Raw genomic sequence first — 18,653 nt, forward strand, 5'->3', positions numbered from 1 at the left:
AGGTGCGGAAATCATGAAAATATCCAGACAGGAAGCCATCAAAGAAATCATCAAAGACCAGCAGATCGAAACCCAGAGTGATCTGGCAGAGGCGCTGAAAAAAGCAGGGTTCAATGTGACCCAGGCCACGGTGTCCCGGGACATCAAGGAAATGATGCTGATCAAAGTCCCCGATGAGGACGGACGGTACAAATATTCCTTCCCTTCGGAAAACAGCAAGATCCTCACCACGGAACGGCTGGAAGATACCCTCCGGAGCTACACCCTTACCATCAGCTCCGCCGAGAACCTGATCGTCCTCCATACCCTGCCCGGTACGGCCCAGGCGGTGGCCTATGCCCTGGACCATCTCAGCTGGAAGGAACTGCTGGGGACCGTAGGGGGCGATGACACCGTGCTGCTGATCGTGGACAGCAAAGACCACGTGGAAACGGTGAAACGCCGTCTCACGGCCAGGAAAGGACGCTGACCATGCTCAATTCCTTGGAAGTGCACAACTTTGCCCTGATCGACCGCCTGCGGGTGGATTTCACACCGGGGTTCAATGTGTTCACCGGGGAAACCGGCGCCGGGAAATCCATCCTTATCGATGCCTTCAGCATTGTGCTGGGCAGCCGGGCCAGTGTGGACTACCTGCGGCCGGGGGCGGACGCCTACTGGATCCAGGCGGTGTTCGACATCGAGGGACTGGAAACGGTCCATGATATCCTGCGGGAACTGGACCTGGATCTGGGGGAAGACACCCTGTTCCTCCGGCGGAAGGTGACGGCCGGGGGCAAGAGCCAGGCTTTCGTGAATGAACGGCAGGTGCCGGTGTATGTGCTCAGCCGTCTGGCCAGCCAGCTGGTGGATATCCACGGGCAGCATGAAAACCAGACCCTGCTGGCGCCCGGGGCGGCCCTGACCATCCTGGATCACTGGGATCCCCGGCTCCAGGCCCTGCTGGAAAAATACCAGGAAAAATTCGTGGCCTACGACAAGGCCCGGGAAACGGTGAAAAAATGGCTGCTGAAGGATGCCCACCAGACCGAAGACCTGGAACGGCTGGAAGGGGAAATCAAGGAAATCGACGAGGCCCGGATCCAGCCGGGAGAAGATGAGCAGCTCCGGGAAACGGTGCGGAAGCTGAGCAACCAGGAAAAGATCCTCCAGGCGGTGGGGGAAGCCCATCATTACCTGGAAGGGGGTGAGGACAGCGTCCCCAGTGCCCTGGATGCCATCAATACGGCCCGGACCACCCTGGAAGGGGTGCTGGACTATGCTCCGGAATTGAAACCCTATGCAGAAAGTATGGATTCTGCCTGGGAAACCCTGGAAGATGTGCGCCAGTCCCTGGGAGATATCCTGGCGGCGGATCATGACGACCGGGAGACCCTGGAAGCGGCCCAGGAACGGCTGGACCAGCTGTACCGGCTGAAGCAGAAATACGGGGGCAGCCTGGAAGAAGTGCTGACCTACCGGGATAAGGCCCAGGCGGAATACGAAGGACTCCTGTCCCTGGAATCCACCCTGGCCCGGCTGCGGAAACAGGAAGCCATCCTGAAGGCGGAGATGCAGACGGAAGCGGACAAACTGACCGCGGCCCGGAAAAAAGCCGCCGGATTGCTGGTGGAAGCCCTGCTGCCCCACATCCGGGATCTGGCCATGCCCGAAGGCCGGGTGGACCTCCAGTTTGCCCGGCTGCCGGAATGCCATGGCAGAGGCCAGGACAATATCCAGTTCCTGTTTTCCGCCAATGCGGGGATGGATCTGAAACCCCTGGGCCGGATCGCTTCCGGCGGGGAACTGTCCCGGTTCGCCCTGGCCCTGAAAACCGTCATGATGAAGAAGTTCGGGGTGCCCACCATGATCTTCGACGAAATCGATACCGGGGTGGGGGGCGTCACCGCCCAGAAAATGGCAGAAAAAATGGCTTTGATCGCCCGGCAGCGCCAGGTGCTGTGCATTACCCACCTGGCCCAGATCGCCTGCTTTGCGGACCATCAGCTGTACATCCACAAAAGTGCCGACAAGGGCAGTACCGTCAGCCAGGTGGATGTACTGGATGAAGAAGGGCGGATCCAGGAAATCATGCGTATGACCGGCGGCACCAATACCTCCCGTTCCGCCCGGGAAAACGCCAGAGAACTGCTGGCCATGGCCGCCAAATTCAAAAAAACGAAGGAGTCTGACATTCATGAAAACCCTGCACGATGATCGGCTGGATGAAAAACAGCTTTCGACCCGGACCGCCTTTGAAGGCCGTCTGCTCCATCTGTTTGTGGACAAGGTGGGACTGCCCAACGGGAACGAATCCACCCGGGAATACATCCTCCATCAGGGAGCCGTGGGGATCCTGCCCGTGCTGGAAGACGGCAGCATGGTGTTTGTGAAGCAGTTCCGGTATCCGGTCCATTCCGTGATTTATGAGATTCCTGCCGGAAAACTGGAAAAAGGGGAAGAAATCCTCCCCAGCGCCCAGCGGGAACTGTCCGAAGAAACCGGGCTTACGGCGGACCACTGGACCCGGATGACCTCCATTGTGACCACCCCCGGGTTCACCAATGAAACCATCCATCTGTTCCTGGCCACCGGCCTCCACAAAGGGGAGATGCATCCCGATGCGGATGAATTCCTCCAGGTGGAAGTGATCCCGGAAGAAAAAGTCAAACAAATGGTCCTGTCAGAAGACATCTTTGATGCAAAAACCCTGTCAGCGCTTCTATTGTACTTCCTGACAAAAAAGGCCTGTTAAAAAATCCTGTAATGTTACCCTAAAATTAAAAATAAATGTAACAGAAAATCCTAAAGTATGTTATAATATCCATAAATTGATTTTTGGAAACGTTCAAGAAACAGCAGCATCAAATGGAGTACTGTGGAATGAACATTTTCCGAATTTCACAAAATAAGATGAGGGGGAACCGAACATGGATGTACTAAAGGTTTCGACAAAATCCAATCCGAATTCTGTAGCAGGTGCATTAGCAGGGGTATTGAGAGAAAACGGCAAAGCAGAAATCCAGGCCATTGGGGCTGGTGCGCTGAACCAGGCAGTGAAGGCAATCGCCATCGCCCGCGGGTTTGTGGCACCCCACGGTATGGATCTGGTTTGTGTTCCCGCATTCATCGATATCAACATTGATGGGGAAGAACGGACCGCCATCAAACTGTTGGTAGAACCGCGCTGAGCATAAAAAACACCTGCCGCATTACGCGGCAGGCGTTTTTTTTATGCTCATTTCACGAACAGACTGTCCACATCCACTTTCTTTTCCATCATGCCGGAGGCCACCAGGAAATCCTGGGTCTTCTTCAGGGAAGCAATGGCTTCAGGAGTGATGGTCATGCTGAAGTCATAGAGAGGCGCCATTTCCTTTACGGCTTCCGGTTTCAGTTCCGTGGCTTTGGCGGTGAGTTCCAGGGCCTTGTCCGGATTCTTCTTCATGAAGTCCAGGGTTTCTTTCTGGACCGCCAGGAAGGTATCCACCAGGTCTTTGTGTTCCTTGTAGAACTTGCCGCTGACAGCGGTGACCGTCAGGCCGGAAACCAGGCCTTCCCCGGTGGTGACCACGTGCATGCCCTTCTTTTCCACATTGTAGGCCAGAGGACCGGCCAGCAGGGCACAGTCAGCACTGCCGTTTTCCAGGGCGGAAGCGGCGGCGGGGAGCCCCATGGAAACGAACTTCACATCCTTCATGGAAAGACCGGCCTGCTGCAGGTAGGCCGCCAGCAGTTCGTGGAGGATGGTGCCTTTGGGCCCGGCAATGGTCTTGCCCTTCAGGTCCGCAGCACTCTGGATGCTGCCGTCCTTGGAGAACAGTTTGAAGGCTTTGGGCGCCTGGGAGTACAGGCTGATGATCTTGATGTCGTTGCCGTTGGCGGCGCTGAGCAGGACGGAAGAACCGCCCACGCAGTTCAGGAACTGGATGTCCCCGCTGGCCAGGGCTGCCGTCTGGTCCGCACCGGAAGTGATGGTGGAGTAGGAGGCGGCAACGTTCTTTTCCTTGAATTTCTTTTCAAAGCTCTGGTTGGCTTTTTCTACAATAGAGGGGATGTTCAGGGGAGCCTGGACATAGGTGATGCTCACCTTATCCATTTTGGGAGCCGCTTTCTGGGCGGATTTGTCACTGCCGCATCCGGCAGCCAGGGCCCCTGCCGCCACCAGGCAGCAGGCCAGTACAACAGAGAGTTTTTTCTTCAATGACATGGTAACAGATCCTTTCATACCGAGGGTAGATCCGCCCTTTACAAGGGCGGGGGACCAGCCGTCAGGCTGGTGGTGGGTTAGCCGCATCAGCGGCGTTTCTTTTTAAAGGAACCTGCTGCAAGTTCCTTCCTTCAGCCGTTGACCGCTGACAGCTGACCGGGCTGCAGCAGCCCATTCAGCACCTGCCGCTTGGCTGCGATGAGCCCTGGAGAGAGCAGGTCCCGTTTTCCCGGGGCCAGGTGCTGTTCCTGGGTGATTCGGCCGTCTTTCAAAATCAGCAGTCGGTCCCCCAGGATCAGGGCCTCGTCCACATTGTGGGTCACCAGCACCACCCCCATGGAGAGCTGTTCCACCATGGAGCGGAGTTCCTGCTGGAGCTGGGAACGGGTGAAATAATCCAGGGCGGCAAAGGGTTCGTCCATCAGGATCAGATCACTGTGCATGGCCAGGGTCCGGGCCAGGGAAGCCCGCTGCTGCATGCCTCCGGACAGCTGGGAAGGATACTGGTCCGCCGCTTCCGTCAGCTGGACAAGCTGCAGCCAGTGGTCCGTTTCCCGGGGATCCGTGCCCGCCGGCAGCCCCAGGGTGATGTTTTCCCGGCAGGTGAGCCAGGGAAACAGCCGGGCTTCCTGGAACATCATCCCCAGTTTCAGGCCAGCGGGTTTTTCTACAGTGCCGCCATCCGGGGCTTCCAGGCCGGCCAGCAGCCGGAGCAGGGTGGTCTTGCCGCAGCCGCTTTTTCCCAGGATCACAGTGCATTCCCGGGGATGGAGGGTCAGGGACAGGTCCCGGAGCACGGTCCGGGTGCCATAGGTTTTGGTAATGCCGTCCAGTTTCAGCGCATCCAATAGAGTACCTTCCTTTCCACCAGGGCAAAGATCCCGTCCAGCACCAGCCCCAGGGCTCCGATGGTCAGGATGCCGATGAACACCTTGTCACTGCGGCTCATGGCCTGGGCATCCAGGATCAGATAGCCCAGGCCGCTGTCCGCAGCAATCATTTCCGCACCGATGATGGCCCGGAGACTGTAGCCCATGCCCACCCGGAGCCCGGTAAGGATCCCCGGCAGGGCAGACGGCAGGCGGATCTTCCACAGGCTCTGCCAGGGAGAAAAGCACAGCATCCGGCCCACTTCCAGCAGCTTCCGGTCACACCGGCGGAAACCGTCGTCCATGTTCAGGTACATGGGGAAGAAGGAGGCCAGCACAATGATGATGGTCTTGGGCAGTTCTCCGATGCCGAACCAGAGAATCAGCAGGGGAATCAGGGAAAGAGGCGGCACATGGCGGAACACTTCCAGGAGTCCGGCATAACAGTCCCGGATCCGGGGAAACAGCAGGTTCAGGCTGCTTAGGAGGCAGCTGGAAAGGAACGCCCAGAAAAAGCCCGTCACAATCCGTCGAAGACTGATCAGGATATGCCGGACCAGTTCCCCGTTTTGGATCATGTGACAGAGAGTTTCCCCCACCCGGCCCGGGGAGGGCAGGATGTAGCTGCTCCAGATCCCCTCCGCTGCGGCCCATTCCCACAGCAGGAACACCAGCACAAAGGGGAACAGGAACCGGAATTTAGCCTTCATGGGCTTCGTGGGCGGCGGAGACTTTGGCATAGGCCGTCTTGGAGGATACCCCCGGCAGCTTCCCGATCCGGCCGGACAGGTTGCTGATGATATCCTGAGGGGCATCCACCACCACGCTGATGATGTGGATGTTCCGGGCGTGATAGGGGATGCCCATCCGTCCGATTACATAAGGCCCGAAATCATGGAGGATGGCGTTCAAGTCCTCCACTGCATCCGGGTCTTCCACAATAATGCCTAAAATCGCCACACGTGTTTCTTCCATAAAAGACCTCCTTTGACCAATGACAATTGACAGGGGATGCTGCAGCGCAGCACCCCCTTTACTCTGTCCCTCTTCCATCGCAAGGGGTCTTTTGATGTGAGAAGGCTTTTTTGTCAGATTCAGTTTTTCTTGTTGGCTTCGTCGATTTCTTTTTCTTCTTCTGCCAGCACCGCTTCGTCCGCTTTCTTTTCCTTCTTGAAGAACTTCATCACAAAGGGAGAGAGCAGGGACAGCAGGCACAGGGCCAGCAGGATCTTGCAGATGTTGGTGGACAGCAGGATACTGGTATCCCCGCCGGACAGGCTCAGGCTCCGCCGCAGGCCTTTTTCGCCCAGAGGCCCCAGGATCAGGGCCAGGACCACCGCCGCGGTGTTCATGTTGCATTTCCGCATCAGGTAACCGATGATCCCGAACACGAACATGACCTTTACGTCAAAGGCACTGTTGTTGATGGCGAAAGAACCCACCACACACAGCACGAAGATGCTGGGAATCAGGATGGCGTCGGACACCCGGGCGATCTTGGCGAACAGCCGGCAGCCCAGAAGGCCGATCAGCAGCATGAAGAACTGGATCACCACAAACCCGCCAAAGAAAGTATACGTCATGGGAGCATACTTTGTAAAGAGTTCCGGTCCCGGCTGGAGACCGTGGATGATCAGTCCGCCCATGAGCACGGCGGTAACGCTTTCCCCGGGAATCCCCAAGGTCAGGGTGGGAATCAGGGAACCGCCGGTCACCGCGTTGTTGGCGGCTTCCGATCCGGCAATCCCTTCAATGGAGCCCTTGCCGAATTCTTCCGGATGTTTGGAGAACCGTTTGGCTTCGTTGTAGCCCAGGAAGCAGGCGATGGAAGCACCGGCACCGGGCAGGATCCCGATGATGTTCCCGATGATCCAGCTGCGGATCACCGTAGGGGTGATCTGTTTCATTTCCTGGAGGCTCAGCATGATCCGGTCCTTGAATTTGGCGGCTTTGGCCCGTTGGACAATGGCCTTTTCCGCCAGGATGAAGGCCTGGCTCATGGAGAACAGCCCGATCAGGGCGCAGGTGATGTTGATGCCGTTGTACAGGGAATCCTGGCCGAACATGAACCGTTCCACACCCTGCATGGGATCCATGCCGATGGTAGACAGCACCAGCCCGAAGGCCCCGGACATAAGCCCCAGGATCATGGAATCCGTATTGATCCCGGCGATGATGGTGAGCCCGAACAGGCTCAGCCAGAAGTATTCAGGGCTCCCGAATTCCATGGCCAGTTTGGCCAGCATGGGTGCGAAGAAATACAGGGAAATGCAGCTCAGGAGACCGCCCCAGAAAGAGGCGATGCAGGCTGTGGCCAGGGCTTTCCCGGCTTTCCCTTTCAGGGTCATGGCGTAGCCGTCTATGGCGGTGGCCGCCGAAGCCGGTGTCCCGGGGGTGTGGATCAGGATGGCGGAAATGGATCCGCCGAAAATGGCACCGCAGTAAATGCCTCCCAGCATGATCAGACCGGCGGAAGGTTCCATCCCGAAGGTCAGGGGCAGCAGCAGGGCCACCCCCATGGCAGCGGACAGCCCCGGCATGCAGCCGATGACGATCCCCATGGTCACACTGGCAATCATGATAACGATATTCATGGGAGAAAGCGCGTTGACGAATCCCATGGCCATCAATGCATATTGATTTTCCATCTGTTCATCCCTCCGCTTCCTACAGCAGTTCGTCCAGCAGCAGGCCGGCGGGCAGAGGCACAGCCAGGAATTCGCTGAAGACGATATAGATCAGGACCATGAGCACCACAACGGTGATGGCCATGTATTTCTTTTCGATGTGGAAAAAGTGCATCATAAAAACAAGATAAAGGATGGCAGCAGGATAGAATCCGATCAGCACCATCAGCACAAAGAAAAGAATGGAAGCCGCCAGGAAGGTGAAGAACTGCCGGGGCAGGAAATGGGTCCAGACTTCCGGCAGGTCGTTGATGACCGTAAAATGGCCGTGGCAGCTGCAGGCCATTTTCACCAGCTGCATCAGGGTCAGGACAGCCAGCAGGCCAATGACGAATTTGGGATAGCTCTGTGCCGCAGGAGGCAGCTGCAGTGTCTCATAAAAGAAGAAGGCGCAGAATCCCAGCATAAAGATCACAACACTGAGTTCCGATTTTTTCATAATGGTTTCCCCTCATAAAGAGGGGCTGCACGGACGGCAGCCCCCGGTTTCATACACTGTTTCGATCAGGCATCCTGGTACAGTTTGGAGACTACATCTTTGCAGAAGGTCATCTGATCCTGGATCAGTTTGCCCAGTTCCTTGCTGTCCATGTAGTGGAGTTCCAGACCGGCGTTCTTGTGGTCGCGGATGGTCTGTTCGTCGGTCATGGTCAGTTTGAAGGCTTTTTCATAGAATTTGATGATGTTTTCCGGAGTGCCTTTGGGGGCTACCAGAGCACGGGCGGAACCGTACCATTTGTTGTAGTAACCCAGTTCACCCAGGGTGGGGACATCCTTGTAGCTGTCCAGACGTTTTTCAGAGTATACACCCAGCAGTTTCAGGGCAGCGTTGTTGCCCCGGATCAGAGGTTCCACATCCCCCAGTTTGGCACAGGAGAAGTCCACTTCGCCCTGACGGAGAGCCAGCAGCTGGTCAGCCGTGCCGCCGTAGGGAACTGCATTGTATTTGAATTTGGCCGTGGTGGCCAGCAGCTGGGCTGCCGTATGGTTGGAAGCCTGGACCCCGTTGGTGGAGGCTTTCAGTTCGCCGGGATGGGCTTTGGCATATTCCACCAGATCCTTCAGGCTGTTGAATTTGCTGTCCTTCCGGACCACCACAACCCCGGTTTCCTTCAGATGGTTGCAGATGGGAACGATGCTCTTGTCATCAAAGGAAGCATTCTTGGCCAGAGCCAGGGTGGTGTAGGTGGGCAGGTTGATGAAGCCGATGGTGTAGCCGTCTGGTTTGGCCTTGGACAGTTCCGTCCAGCCGATCTTTCCGTCCGCACCCGGTTTGTTTTCAATGACCAGAGTCTTTCCCACGAATTTTTCCGCATCCTTGCACAGTACCCGGGCTCCGGTATCCGTACCGGATCCTGCCTTGTAGGCTACGATGACCTTGATGTCCTTGGTGGGTTTCCAGTCATCGGCCGCCTTCTGGGTTTTCTTGCCGCCGCAGGCACCTACTGCCAGAGCCAGGGCACAGATGGCGGACGCAGCCAGCCACTTTTTGAGTTTCATACAAATCGTCCTCCTTTGTAATGAATCAGTAAAAATGTAAAAACTCTGTAAAACTATTGTAGCATATTTCGGAACGCCCGCCTACTGAATTTTTGGAAAAAACACGCAAGGCATAAAAATCACAGAAAGCCATTTTGTTTATCATGCCTAAAATCAATAATTATTGTTAAAGACTTAGACTCTATGGTATAATGAAAAAACAAAAATCTATCTTGGAAAGACGGGAAAATCTCCGCTTTTGGGGACGGTTCCCCGTAACAAAGGAGGAAACGGCTATGGCAAGACTGCGTCTCATGCGTGCACCGCTGAAATATGTACAGGGCAACGGAGCTCTGAAGGAATTCTATGAATATTTCAGGGATCTGGGGAAGAACTGGCTGTTCATCTGCAGCCGGAGCGGCCACCGGACCTGCCATGACAAATTGGAGGAAAGCTTCGGCACCAGCGATACCCATCGGCATTACGAAGTGTTCGGAGGGATTTCCAGTGTGGGGGAAATCGAGAAATTCCGGAAAATGGTCCGGGCGGAAAACATCGATGTGGTGGTGGGGGTCGGCGGCGGCTCCGCCATCGATACCGCCAAGGCCACTGCTTATCATGAAGGGAAACGGGTGGTGATCATTCCCACGGTGGTGGCTACCGACGCTCCCTGCACCGGCCTTTCCGTGATCTACAACGATGATGGTTCCTTCAACAGCTATCTGTTCTATCCCAACAACCCGGACGGGGTGCTGGTGGACAGCTGGATCATCGCCCATGCCCCGGTGAAATTCCTGGTGGCCGGCATGGGGGATGCCCTGGGGACGTATTTTGAAGCCCGGGCCTGTTACCGGACCGATGCTCCCAGCCTGGAAAACGGCGGCATCACCCGGTCCGCCATGGCCCTGTGCGAACTGTGCTACGAAAACCTGCGGAACTACGGGGCCCAGGCCAAGATGTCCGTGGAAAAACAGGTGGTGACGCCCGCCCTGGATGCCATCATCGAAACCAATGTGTATCTGTCCGGGGTGGGGGCCGATAATGGAGGCCTGGCCTGCGCCCATTCCTTCTACAACGGGATCACCTCTCTGGGCGGCCACAGCGCTCCCCATGGGAACTGTGTAGCCTTCGGCACCCTGGTCCAGCTGGTGCTGGAAGGGGTGGAAGAGGATGAATTCCGGGATGTCCAGGGCTTCTGCAAAGAAGTGGGCCTGCCCACCACCCTGGAAGAACTGGGCATCACCACCGATGAACAGATCCGCCAGATTGCCAAAGCCGCCTGTGTGCCCGGCGAAAGCATTCACAACATGGTGGCCGACGTAACCGAAGATCAGCTGTATGCGGCCATCGTCCAGGCCGATGCGCTGGGGAAATAGGGGATGATTGACAACAGGGGTGCTGCCCGGCAGCACCCCTGTTTATGGTATAATAGCAGAAAACGTCCCTAACCGGACAGATCGGCGGTACCTGTTATGTCAGACACAGAAAGCAAAGAAGCAAAAAAATACAAAAAGATGCTGGAAGCCCCGGTAAAGCCCCTGATTGCTTCCCTGGCCCTGCCCTCCATCATCAGCATGCTGTGCACCAGCTTTTACAATATGGCGGATACCTATTTCGTCAGCAAGATCGATACAGCATCCACCGCCGCGGTGGGGGTTACCTTCGCCACCATGGCCATCATCCATGCCATTGCTTTTTTCTTTGGCATCGGGTCCGGCAACAGCATTTCCCGGCTGCTGGGAGCCAAAAAACGGCCGGAGGCGGAAACCATGGCCTCCACCAGTTTTCTCTACACCTTCCTTTGCGGGCTGCTGATCGCCGTGCTGGGGAATCTGTTCGCTCCCCAGCTGGCCACCCTGATCGGGTCCACTCCCACCATCCTGCCCTATGCGGTCCAGTACATGAGCGTGATCCTGGTGGGAGCTCCCGTGATGATGTCCAGCCTGGTGATGAACAACCATCTCCGGTTCCAGGGCAGTGCCGCCTTTGCCATGGTGGGCATCACCATCGGGGGATTCCTGAATGTGTTCCTGGATCCGCTCTTTATTTTCCAGTTCCGTCTGGGAGTGGCCGGGGCCGCCTATGCCACCATCCTCAGCCAGTTTGTCAGTTTCTGTATCCTGTTCTGCATGACCCGGCAGGGAGCCAACATTCCCATCCGGTTCCGGAACATGCATCCCTCCTGGCCCATCCTGAAGGAAATCGTGGCCGGGGGAGCCCCTTCCCTGATCCGCCAGGGGACCCAGAGCCTTTCCACCATTTTCCTGAACGTGGCCGCCGGAGGCTTTGGGGATGCGGCCATTGCCGCCATGTCCATCGTCACCCGGCTCAGCTTCTTCGCCGCTTCCGTGATCATCGGCTTTGGCCAGGGATTCCAGCCCGTGTGCGGGTTCAGCTACGGAGCCCGGAAATACGGGCGGCTCCGGGAAGGGTTCTGGTTTGCGGTGAAGGCGGGGACCCTGTTTGCCCTGCTGGCCGCCGCCGTGGCCATTGTGTGGGCCGTGCCCATCCTGGGAGAATTCCGGAACGATCCCCTGGTGATTTCCACCGGGGCACAGGCGCTCCGGGCCCAGGCCATGACCTTCTTCCTGGTGCCCCTGACCATCCTGACCAACATGTGCCTCCAGACCACCCGGAAAACCGGGGGCGCCATGCTGGTGGCCGCCGGACGCAGCGGCCTGTTCCTGATTCCCACCCTGCTGGTGCTGCCCCGGGCCTTCGGGCTGACCGGGCTGGTGTGGAGCCAGAGCGTATCCGACCTGTGCGGCTTCCTCCTGGCCGCCGTCCTGATCCGGAAGTTCTTCCAGAAGCTGCCGGAGAAATAAAAAGCGGGGGCGGCAGGCCCGGCCGCCCCGCCAGGCTGGTGGTGGGTTAGCAGCCGCGTTTGACTTCCTTATTCCGTTGTTCTTCCAACGTACTTTCCCTTTCTTCCATGCTACAATACAGACAACAAAAGGAAAGAAAGCAGGTGGCAGTATGAAACTGGATCCTGGACGGGTGTTCCGGATGGCGGAAACCAATGCTCCGGTGGCTGGCTGTACCGTTTCCCAGCAGATCGGAGCAGGGAAGAATCCCCTGTGGATCTTTTCCCTGGGAGAGGGGACGGACATCAGTGCCGAAATCTATCCCTATCACAAGCTGCTCACAGTCCACACCGGACGGCTGGCCCTTACAGGCAGCCTGAAAGGAACGGTACTGGAAGCAGGCGAGAGCCTGCTCACACCTACGGACGTACCTGTGGGCATGGCGGCAGAAGAAGATACCGTATATACGGAAGTGGAAATCCAGAAGGAGGATATCATGAACAACGCAGTAAAAGCAGGGGAAGCATTCAGACTGGCGGACCTGGTGCCTTATCAGGAAGGCCGTATCGTGAACATGGACGTGGTCCACAACGACAAGATGAAATTCGTGGTGATGGCTTTTGACGCCGGCACCGGCCTCAGCGAACACGCCGCACCGGGGGATGCCCTGATATTCGCCCTGGACGGGGAAGGGATCATCGGCTACGAAGGCCAGGCCCACACCCTGAAAGCCGGAGAACAGTTCCGCTTCGCCAAAAACGGACTCCACTGGGTCAAAGCAGAGAAACCCTTTAAAATGGGCCTGCTGCTGACGCTGGAATGATATAAAAAAGGCGCTGTGAAAAAATCATCCACAGCGCCTTTATTTCGCTTGCGTCAGCTGGCTTCCATCGGCTAGTGACTAGAGACTAGTGACTAGTGACGGGGTGTGAAAAAGCATTTTTTCACACCCCCTTTCACTGTTCTCTCAACCGTTTTATGGCCAGGCGGTAGAATTTCCGGATTTTTCTTTTTGGATCGGTTCCCAGCCGGGGTTCGGCGGAATGGACGATGCTCCAGCGGAAGGTTACCGTAACCGGGTTTCCCTCCACCTGATGGATATCCTGGAGCCGTGCCTGGATTTTCCGGGCCAGGGCTTCCGATTCTTTCGGATCTTTCTCCCGGCGCAGGATGGCGAACATGGAATTGAAAAGCCGGGAAATGGAAGAATTCGTGCCCGCTTCCTCCCGGATGATCCGTCCTTCTTCATGGATCAGTTTCCGCAGCAGAGGCGCTTCGTAGGATTTCTTCAGGTATTCGTCGAACCGGCTTTCCAGCAGGATCAGGCAGAAGGAATCACCACTGGCTTCCATCTGCTCCTGGGTTTCCATCATATCGTTCAGGAATCCCTGGCGGTTCTGGAGACCGGAAACAGGATCTTCAAAGGGGGAGGGGAGGGTCTTCCGGAGCTCATGATACACCTGGTCCGCATCAAAAAACGTCCCCATAAGCCCCACAATCTGTCCGTCCCGGTAGATGGGCCATTTGTAGCAGGCAATATGATGCAGGGCCCCTTTTACGATGCATTCTCCAGGGATATTTTCCACCACTTTGCCCTTGTGGAGCACATCCAGTTCATCCTGCCGGTACGGTCCGTTGTCCAGATGCCAGTTCATGTCCTCATCGGTCTTGCCGATGATTTCCTGTTCCGAGGCAAAGCCGTAATGCCGGAGAAAGGCTTTGCTGGCCCCCAGGAAACGCCGTTCCTTATCCTTCCAGAAATAATTGGAATGGGTGTTTTTCCGGAAACTGTCCCACAGAAGAGCGGGCAGGGTATTCTTGTCTCCCGGAGAAACGGCGGCTACGGTTACCGGGCTGTCAATGGTCCGGGCTGTCGTAAGCAGCATGGGATGGGGCCCCTTGTAGAACAGGGTGGCCATGGTTTCCCTCCAGGTGTAATTGCCCTGGCTGTCTTTGGCACGGAAGAAATGGGAAATATAGCCTGTGGGACTTTTTCTGATCCGCTGGACCACCGTATCCTGGTCAAGGTAGGCCAGATAGCCGGACTGGTCTTCTTCATAAACCTGTTCCCGGGTAAATGTGCGGAGCACCGCCCGCATACCCTGGACTTTTTTGGAGAAGGGGGATTCATTGCTGTTGTTGGCATACATCTGTTCCATGGAGTCTCCGTCAAGATCCACCAGGAAGACTTCTTCGAACAGGCCGTACAGATACCGGAGATTGGCGTCCAGCTTATTCTGCCGGGAACTGGAACTGTTCTGGGAAATGTTCTGGAATTCCACCTGGACCAGCAGATGCTGGTTCATTTCACAGACCACCTGGACCCGGACGGCGATATAGTCCCCTTTGTCAACATAGAAAAAGGTTTTCGCACTGTGTTTCTTTCGGGCAACCTGGATGAAGGTCCGCAGGGTGCGGATGCTTTCCTTCTTTTCCGGCTGATTCATATTGGTTTCGATATCCTGGATGGTGTATCCCAGTTTTTCCGCCTCTTCCTCATAAACTTTGTTCCAGAAAAGAAAACGAAGAGTACCTTTTTCGTCCATATCGAAGAGCGCTGTGGAACGGTCGGTCTGGCGGATGACCATGCTGGCCATATCGTAGAAACGGAACCATTTCCGGGGTTCCACGGTGCGGCCCGCTGCTTCCAGATGGGCCAGGACACCGGCCAGGGGCTGGGGTTTGCCAAAAAAGTAGCCCTGCATCCGGCCGCAGCCCATGGCTGCCAGGAAGTCCGCCTGTTCCTTTGTTTCCACCCCTTCCACCAGGGTCTTGACTCCCAGATCCTTGGCCATGTTAATGACGGAAGCAATGATGCTCCGGGATTTTGCTGTAAAGTTCCGGAGAAAGCCCATGTCCAGCTTGATCAGATCCACCTGGTAATCCTTCAGCACATTCAGGGAAGAATAGCCGCTGCCAAAGTCGTCCAGCCAGATTTCATATCCCTTTTCCCGCAGCTGGTCCAGTGCCTGATGGACCACCTGGGCGTTCTGGGCCAGGGTGCTTTCCGTGATTTCCACATGGAGAAAATCACGGGGCAGGCTGTACTTTTTCCGGGTGTTTTCCACCACACTGAACACATCCATGCTGTCAAAATCGTATCTGGACAGGTTGAAGGAAACCGGGGTAATGCACAGATTTTTGTCCAGCCGTTCCCGCAGCATCCGGCACACTTCCTCCAGCACATAGGCGTCCAGCCGGTGGATCAGCCGGGCCTGTTCCAGCACAGGGATGAAGGAGGCCGGGGACAGGAACCCTACCTGAGGATCCACCCACCGGGCCAGGGCTTCCAGACCGCACAGTTCGCCTGTCAGGGTGCGGATCACCGGCTGGTAGTACACCTGGATCCAGTGGTTCTCCAGGGCCTCCTCCAGGTGCTCAGTCACATAGTCCCGGATGTCCCGGTCCACCGGCTGGCCGGTGGGGATGTCGATTTCCTGGAGCGTGCAGAAAAACACCTGGCCCCAGGTTTCCGTATTTACCGTCCGGCCAGAAACATCCGCATAGCGGATCCGGTTTTTCCGGGTGAACAAGTGGCCCTGGATATGGGAAAACCGGCCGTTCTTTTCGGCCAGTTCGCGCATGATTTCCTGGAAGCCCCGTTCCCGGTCTTCCGGAGCGAGTATATTGAGACCATCATTGTTGATGTGCCGGCGAAGCTCCTCCAGGTCCCGGCAGTCGAACAGCCGCAGGGTTTCTCTGTTGGCATAAAGCAGCGGAAAAGGCTCCTGCGACTGTACCACATAAAAACAGCAGGGTAGATTCTCGAAGCAATCCGGGAACGATCCCTTGAACGACGTACAATTCGCAGATTCCATGGTCAGTCTCCTTGCAGATTAAAAATAGATTGGTTGCCACGCATTGTCAATAAGATTCAATAAAATTATCTCACAATTTTGACCAAAGAGCAATGGGAAAAGGGGGATGTTGCACGTGAAAAATATGCATGCAACAGCCTCCTCGCTTTTCTTATTTCACCGCTTCCGCAAATTCCCGGCCATAGTTCCGGCACAGTTCCTGGCTCTCCTGGTCCGGAGCCCACTGACAGCGCAGGCCGTTGTTGACCACCTGGAACCCGGCACCCTGGAGCAGTTCCGTGATCTGCTTGACCGACTCCCCGCTCCAGCCGTAGCTTTCGAAAGCGGCCGCCTTCTTGTTCTTGAATTTCAGCCCCCGGATCATTTCCATGATCCCGCCAATGGAGAACAGATACCCGTAATTGATGGTGGGGGACCCTACCAGGATGGCTTTGGATTTGAAGACTTCAGTGACGATGTCATTCTTGTCGTCCACCGCCGAATTGTAGATCTTTACCGTGACCGTAGGATCCGCCTGGTGGATCCCTTCGGCAATGCATTCGGCCATCCGGCGGGTGGAATTCCACATGGTGTCATAAATCAGGGTCACCTGGTTTTCCTGGTAATTCTGGGCCCATGCCTGGTAGACCCGTACGATCTGCAGGGGATCCTCCCGCCAGATGACCCCGTGGCTGGGGCAGATCATGGACACCGGCACATCCATCTTGAGGATTTCTGCAATCTTCCGGGTGACCATGGGACTGTACAGGTTCAGGATGTTGGCGTAGTATTTCATGGCTTCCCGGTACAGTTCAGCCTGGTCCACGGCGTCATTGAACAGGGTTTCGCTGGCATAATGCTGACCGAACCCGTCATTGCTGAACAGGATGTTTTCTCCGGTCATGTAGGTGAACATGGTATCCGGCCAGTGGAGCATGGGAGCTTCGATGAATACCAGCTGGCTGCTGCCCAGATCCAGGGTGTCGCCGGTCTTGACGGTAACGTAGTTCCAGTCCTGATGGTACAGCCCCCGGAGAATGGCTTCCCCTTTTTTCGTGCAGTAGATAGGGGTATGCGGGATTTCCCGCATGAGAGTCGGCAGGGCCCCGCTGTGGTCGTTTTCGTTGTGGTTCATGACGATGTAATCGATGTCTTTCAGGTCGATTTCCCGTTTCAGGCTGGCCACGAATTCTTCGTCAAAGGGTTTCCAGACCGTATCCATAAGTACGGTCTTCTGGTCCCGGATCAGATAAGAATTGTAGGAAGATCCTTTTTCCGTGGAATATTCATGCCCATGGAACTCCGTCAGTTCCCAGTCGATTTTGCCTACCCAAGTCACTTTATCCGTAATCTTCTTTCCCAAGAGGAACATCTCCTTTACCGGAACAGATTTTGTTTTCTTGTCTTTAGTATACCGGGAAGAAGAAAAAATGACCGTTGTTGTGACAACAGTGAGTGAAGAGTGGGACGGACTGAGCTGACAAGATCCATTGCGGGTCCATAGGGGGCGCAGGCCCGGCGCCCCGCCAGAACACCATCTCCGCCGGAAACTCGATAACAGCCGTAGGGGCGAACCAAGGCCGGCAAAGCCGTGCCGCCTGGTTCGCCCGCTCACGCCGGGGGACCGTCCCGGCCGCCGGTCGGGCATGGTATACCAATGGGCCGTCCAATGGCCTGCCAACTGGCAATCAGGGTGTCCGCCAGATGACAGCATAGATTAGTATAAATAGATTAATATAAATAGATTAATATAAATAAATTAGTTTAGGTTAGATTTAGACTAGACTAGATTAGATTAGTTTAGTTTAATCATAGAAAAGTCAAAAAGTCAAAAAAGACAAATCTCATATACTCCTTAAAGTCCGGTGTCTGTTCCGGTACATTCTTCAAGAAATGCAATAAAGCGCCCCCACGTCCTGGATAAAGGCTTCACCGAGAACTTGTTGCCACATATGCCATCTGGTATCGGCGACACAGAACCGTGCCGGCGGCAGTGGCGATGCAGCTTACCAGTCCCATAATCATGACATCGATAATGACTACACCGAATCCGTCATCTACACGGATACGCTGAAGCCCGGCATGTACGTGGCCATCATATTCAGCGTCATCTGCCTTGCCGTCCACATAGCGGAGAAAGGCAGTAATTTCCGGATTCCGTGCATTTTCGCTGCCCTTGCTGTTCAGGGATAATCATGTTTCTCCGTCCGTTAATTTTATCGTGTTTTTTTTCACAGCAATGGGTAAAAGTGTACATAGGACAGAAATGTGATAAAAAACAGGTTGTAACTTCCCGCATGATTATGATAAAATTAAAATCAATAATAATTCTTAAAAATAAGGAGGATGGACCTGATGAAAAAATGGACAATTGTGGGTCTCACAACACTTTTGACGCTGGCTGCTTCGGCCGCATTGGCATCGGTACCGCAGAAATCCCTGTACTTGGGCGGCATCGGAATTGGCAGTGAGGGCTCCTATGTACGGCAGATATACGGTGCCCCTACAGAAACGGAACGGGAACATTCTGCTTCCCATCCGTCGGGATCGGTGGTGGAATACGAATATGGGGATGGGGTCTCCCTCCATCTGGCGGAAGGCGTTGTCTATCAGGTAGAAGTGTCTGCCAACAACGGCTGGGCAACTCCGGAAGGGATCCACGTGGGAATGGACGCTTCCCTCCTGGAGGGGACCTACGGAAAGCCGGACATGGTCCGTGGGGATAAATCCATCTACAGGGCGGAGGGTCTGCCCGGGGTGGGTCTGATCTTTGAAATCGAAAAGGGAAAAATCGACGAAATCGAAATCGGCCCCATCGAACAGTGACG

Annotated in this window: 17 protein-coding genes and 1 pseudogene; 9 read left to right on the forward strand and 9 right to left on the reverse strand. The window is 55.7% G+C overall.

The features are described from left to right. Positions 1-13: 13 nt before the first annotated feature. From argR to ACFER_RS04495, 4 genes are all read left to right on the forward strand, one after another. Complete coding sequence (gene argR, locus ACFER_RS04480) at positions 14-469, forward strand: arginine repressor (protein ID WP_012938231.1); 456 nt, start codon at positions 14-16, stop codon at positions 467-469. A gap of 2 nt (positions 470-471) precedes the next feature. Continuing rightward, the gene (recN, locus tag ACFER_RS04485; protein WP_012938232.1) at positions 472-2,196 is read left to right on the forward strand and encodes a DNA repair protein RecN; all 1,725 of its coding nucleotides are present in this window, start codon (positions 472-474) and stop codon (positions 2,194-2,196) included. Further along, positions 2,177-2,734: an NUDIX domain-containing protein gene (locus ACFER_RS04490; protein WP_012938233.1), complete on the forward strand. Its 558-nt coding sequence runs from the start codon at positions 2,177-2,179 to the stop codon at positions 2,732-2,734. The genes recN and ACFER_RS04490 overlap by 20 nt, the downstream gene beginning before the upstream one ends. A 175-nt stretch (positions 2,735-2,909) precedes the next feature. Then, entirely contained in the window at positions 2,910-3,170 is a 261-nt protein-coding gene (locus tag ACFER_RS04495; protein WP_012938234.1) for a stage V sporulation protein S, read from the forward strand. A 47-nt stretch (positions 3,171-3,217) separates the two neighbouring features. On the opposite strand, the gene ACFER_RS04500 is transcribed toward ACFER_RS04495, so the two are convergent. From ACFER_RS04500 to ACFER_RS04530, 7 genes are all read right to left on the reverse strand, one after another. Next, positions 3,218-4,189, reverse strand: coding sequence for an ABC transporter substrate-binding protein (locus tag ACFER_RS04500; protein WP_012938235.1), 972 nt, complete (start codon positions 4,187-4,189; stop codon positions 3,218-3,220). A gap of 131 nt (positions 4,190-4,320) precedes the next feature. Continuing rightward, complete coding sequence (locus ACFER_RS04505; protein WP_012938236.1) at positions 4,321-5,037, reverse strand: ABC transporter ATP-binding protein; 717 nt, start codon at positions 5,035-5,037, stop codon at positions 4,321-4,323. Continuing rightward, a complete protein-coding gene (locus ACFER_RS04510) occupies positions 5,025-5,768 on the reverse strand; it encodes an ABC transporter permease (protein ID WP_012938237.1) in 744 nt (247 codons plus the stop codon). The genes ACFER_RS04505 and ACFER_RS04510 overlap by 13 nt, the downstream gene beginning before the upstream one ends. Continuing rightward, positions 5,758-6,033 (reverse strand): TM1266 family iron-only hydrogenase system putative regulator, encoded by a 276-nt coding sequence (locus ACFER_RS04515; RefSeq protein ID WP_012938238.1) that lies wholly within the window; start codon positions 6,031-6,033, stop codon positions 5,758-5,760. Before ACFER_RS04515 ends, ACFER_RS04510 begins: the two co-directional genes overlap by 11 nt. A gap of 119 nt (positions 6,034-6,152) precedes the next feature. Further along, positions 6,153-7,706 (reverse strand): tripartite tricarboxylate transporter permease, encoded by a 1,554-nt coding sequence (locus ACFER_RS04520; protein ID WP_012938239.1) that lies wholly within the window; start codon positions 7,704-7,706, stop codon positions 6,153-6,155. A 19-nt stretch (positions 7,707-7,725) separates the two neighbouring features. Then, positions 7,726-8,184 (reverse strand): tripartite tricarboxylate transporter TctB family protein, encoded by a 459-nt coding sequence (locus ACFER_RS04525; RefSeq protein WP_012938240.1) that lies wholly within the window; start codon positions 8,182-8,184, stop codon positions 7,726-7,728. 65 nt (positions 8,185-8,249) lie between these two features. Continuing rightward, positions 8,250-9,245 (reverse strand): Bug family tripartite tricarboxylate transporter substrate binding protein, encoded by a 996-nt coding sequence (locus ACFER_RS04530; RefSeq protein ID WP_012938241.1) that lies wholly within the window; start codon positions 9,243-9,245, stop codon positions 8,250-8,252. 275 nt (positions 9,246-9,520) lie between these two features. On the opposite strand from ACFER_RS04530, the gene ACFER_RS04535 reads away from it, so the two are divergent. The 3 genes from ACFER_RS04535 to ACFER_RS04545 all read left to right on the forward strand — a co-directional run bounded on the left by ACFER_RS04535 (position 9,521) and on the right by ACFER_RS04545 (position 12,851). Then, positions 9,521-10,600: a glycerol dehydrogenase gene (locus ACFER_RS04535; protein WP_012938242.1), complete on the forward strand. Its 1,080-nt coding sequence runs from the start codon at positions 9,521-9,523 to the stop codon at positions 10,598-10,600. 96 nt (positions 10,601-10,696) lie between these two features. Further along, positions 10,697-12,049 carry an MATE family efflux transporter gene (locus ACFER_RS04540; protein ID WP_012938243.1) on the forward strand — a complete coding sequence of 451 codons (1,353 nt, stop codon included), beginning with the start codon at positions 10,697-10,699 and terminating at the stop codon, positions 12,047-12,049. A gap of 151 nt (positions 12,050-12,200) precedes the next feature. Next, positions 12,201-12,851 (forward strand): cupin domain-containing protein, encoded by a 651-nt coding sequence (locus ACFER_RS04545; protein WP_012938244.1) that lies wholly within the window; start codon positions 12,201-12,203, stop codon positions 12,849-12,851. A 133-nt stretch (positions 12,852-12,984) separates the two neighbouring features. Here the strand turns inward: ACFER_RS04545 and ACFER_RS04550 are convergent, their stop codons facing one another. Continuing rightward, the gene (locus ACFER_RS04550; RefSeq protein WP_012938245.1) at positions 12,985-15,846 is read right to left on the reverse strand and encodes an EAL domain-containing protein; all 2,862 of its coding nucleotides are present in this window, start codon (positions 15,844-15,846) and stop codon (positions 12,985-12,987) included. Between the two features lie 151 nt (positions 15,847-15,997). Next, the gene (locus ACFER_RS04555) at positions 15,998-17,188 is read right to left on the reverse strand and encodes an anaerobic nitric oxide reductase flavorubredoxin (RefSeq protein WP_012938246.1); all 1,191 of its coding nucleotides are present in this window, start codon (positions 17,186-17,188) and stop codon (positions 15,998-16,000) included. Between the two features lie 593 nt (positions 17,189-17,781). Between ACFER_RS04555 and ACFER_RS11965 the strand changes: the two are divergent. Both ACFER_RS11965 and ACFER_RS11755 read left to right on the forward strand, forming a co-directional pair. Continuing rightward, positions 17,782-18,018 (forward strand): annotated as a pseudogene (locus ACFER_RS11965) (hypothetical protein); the annotation flags it as partial. A gap of 162 nt (positions 18,019-18,180) precedes the next feature. After that, positions 18,181-18,651: a hypothetical protein gene (locus tag ACFER_RS11755; protein ID WP_012938247.1), complete on the forward strand. Its 471-nt coding sequence runs from the start codon at positions 18,181-18,183 to the stop codon at positions 18,649-18,651. The last annotated feature ends 2 nt before the right edge of the window (positions 18,652-18,653 follow it).

This window comes from Acidaminococcus fermentans DSM 20731 (assembly GCF_000025305.1).
In the GTDB taxonomy this organism is placed as follows: domain Bacteria; phylum Bacillota; class Negativicutes; order Acidaminococcales; family Acidaminococcaceae; genus Acidaminococcus; species Acidaminococcus fermentans.

Excerpts from the sequence above, each read along its gene's own strand:
- ACFER_RS04545 (WP_012938244.1), top strand. The coding sequence starts at position 12,201 with ATGAAACTGGATCCTGGACGGGTGTTCCGGATGGCGGAAACCAATGCT.
- ACFER_RS04500 (WP_012938235.1), bottom strand. The coding sequence starts at position 4,189 with ATGTCATTGAAGAAAAAACTCTCTGTTGTACTGGCCTGCTGCCTGGTG.
- ACFER_RS04495 (WP_012938234.1), top strand. The coding sequence starts at position 2,910 with ATGGATGTACTAAAGGTTTCGACAAAATCCAATCCGAATTCTGTAGCA.
- ACFER_RS04550 (WP_012938245.1), bottom strand. The coding sequence starts at position 15,846 with ATGGAATCTGCGAATTGTACGTCGTTCAAGGGATCGTTCCCGGATTGC.
- ACFER_RS04535 (WP_012938242.1), top strand. The coding sequence starts at position 9,521 with ATGGCAAGACTGCGTCTCATGCGTGCACCGCTGAAATATGTACAGGGC.
- ACFER_RS04530 (WP_012938241.1), bottom strand. The coding sequence starts at position 9,245 with ATGAAACTCAAAAAGTGGCTGGCTGCGTCCGCCATCTGTGCCCTGGCT.
- recN (WP_012938232.1), top strand. The coding sequence starts at position 472 with ATGCTCAATTCCTTGGAAGTGCACAACTTTGCCCTGATCGACCGCCTG.
- ACFER_RS04510 (WP_012938237.1), bottom strand. The coding sequence starts at position 5,768 with ATGAAGGCTAAATTCCGGTTCCTGTTCCCCTTTGTGCTGGTGTTCCTG.
- argR (WP_012938231.1), top strand. The coding sequence starts at position 14 with ATGAAAATATCCAGACAGGAAGCCATCAAAGAAATCATCAAAGACCAG.
- ACFER_RS04525 (WP_012938240.1), bottom strand. The coding sequence starts at position 8,184 with ATGAAAAAATCGGAACTCAGTGTTGTGATCTTTATGCTGGGATTCTGC.
- ACFER_RS04515 (WP_012938238.1), bottom strand. The coding sequence starts at position 6,033 with ATGGAAGAAACACGTGTGGCGATTTTAGGCATTATTGTGGAAGACCCG.
- ACFER_RS04520 (WP_012938239.1), bottom strand. The coding sequence starts at position 7,706 with ATGGAAAATCAATATGCATTGATGGCCATGGGATTCGTCAACGCGCTT.
- ACFER_RS04490 (WP_012938233.1), top strand. The coding sequence starts at position 2,177 with ATGAAAACCCTGCACGATGATCGGCTGGATGAAAAACAGCTTTCGACC.
- ACFER_RS04540 (WP_012938243.1), top strand. The coding sequence starts at position 10,697 with ATGTCAGACACAGAAAGCAAAGAAGCAAAAAAATACAAAAAGATGCTG.
- ACFER_RS11755 (WP_012938247.1), top strand. The coding sequence starts at position 18,181 with ATGAAAAAATGGACAATTGTGGGTCTCACAACACTTTTGACGCTGGCT.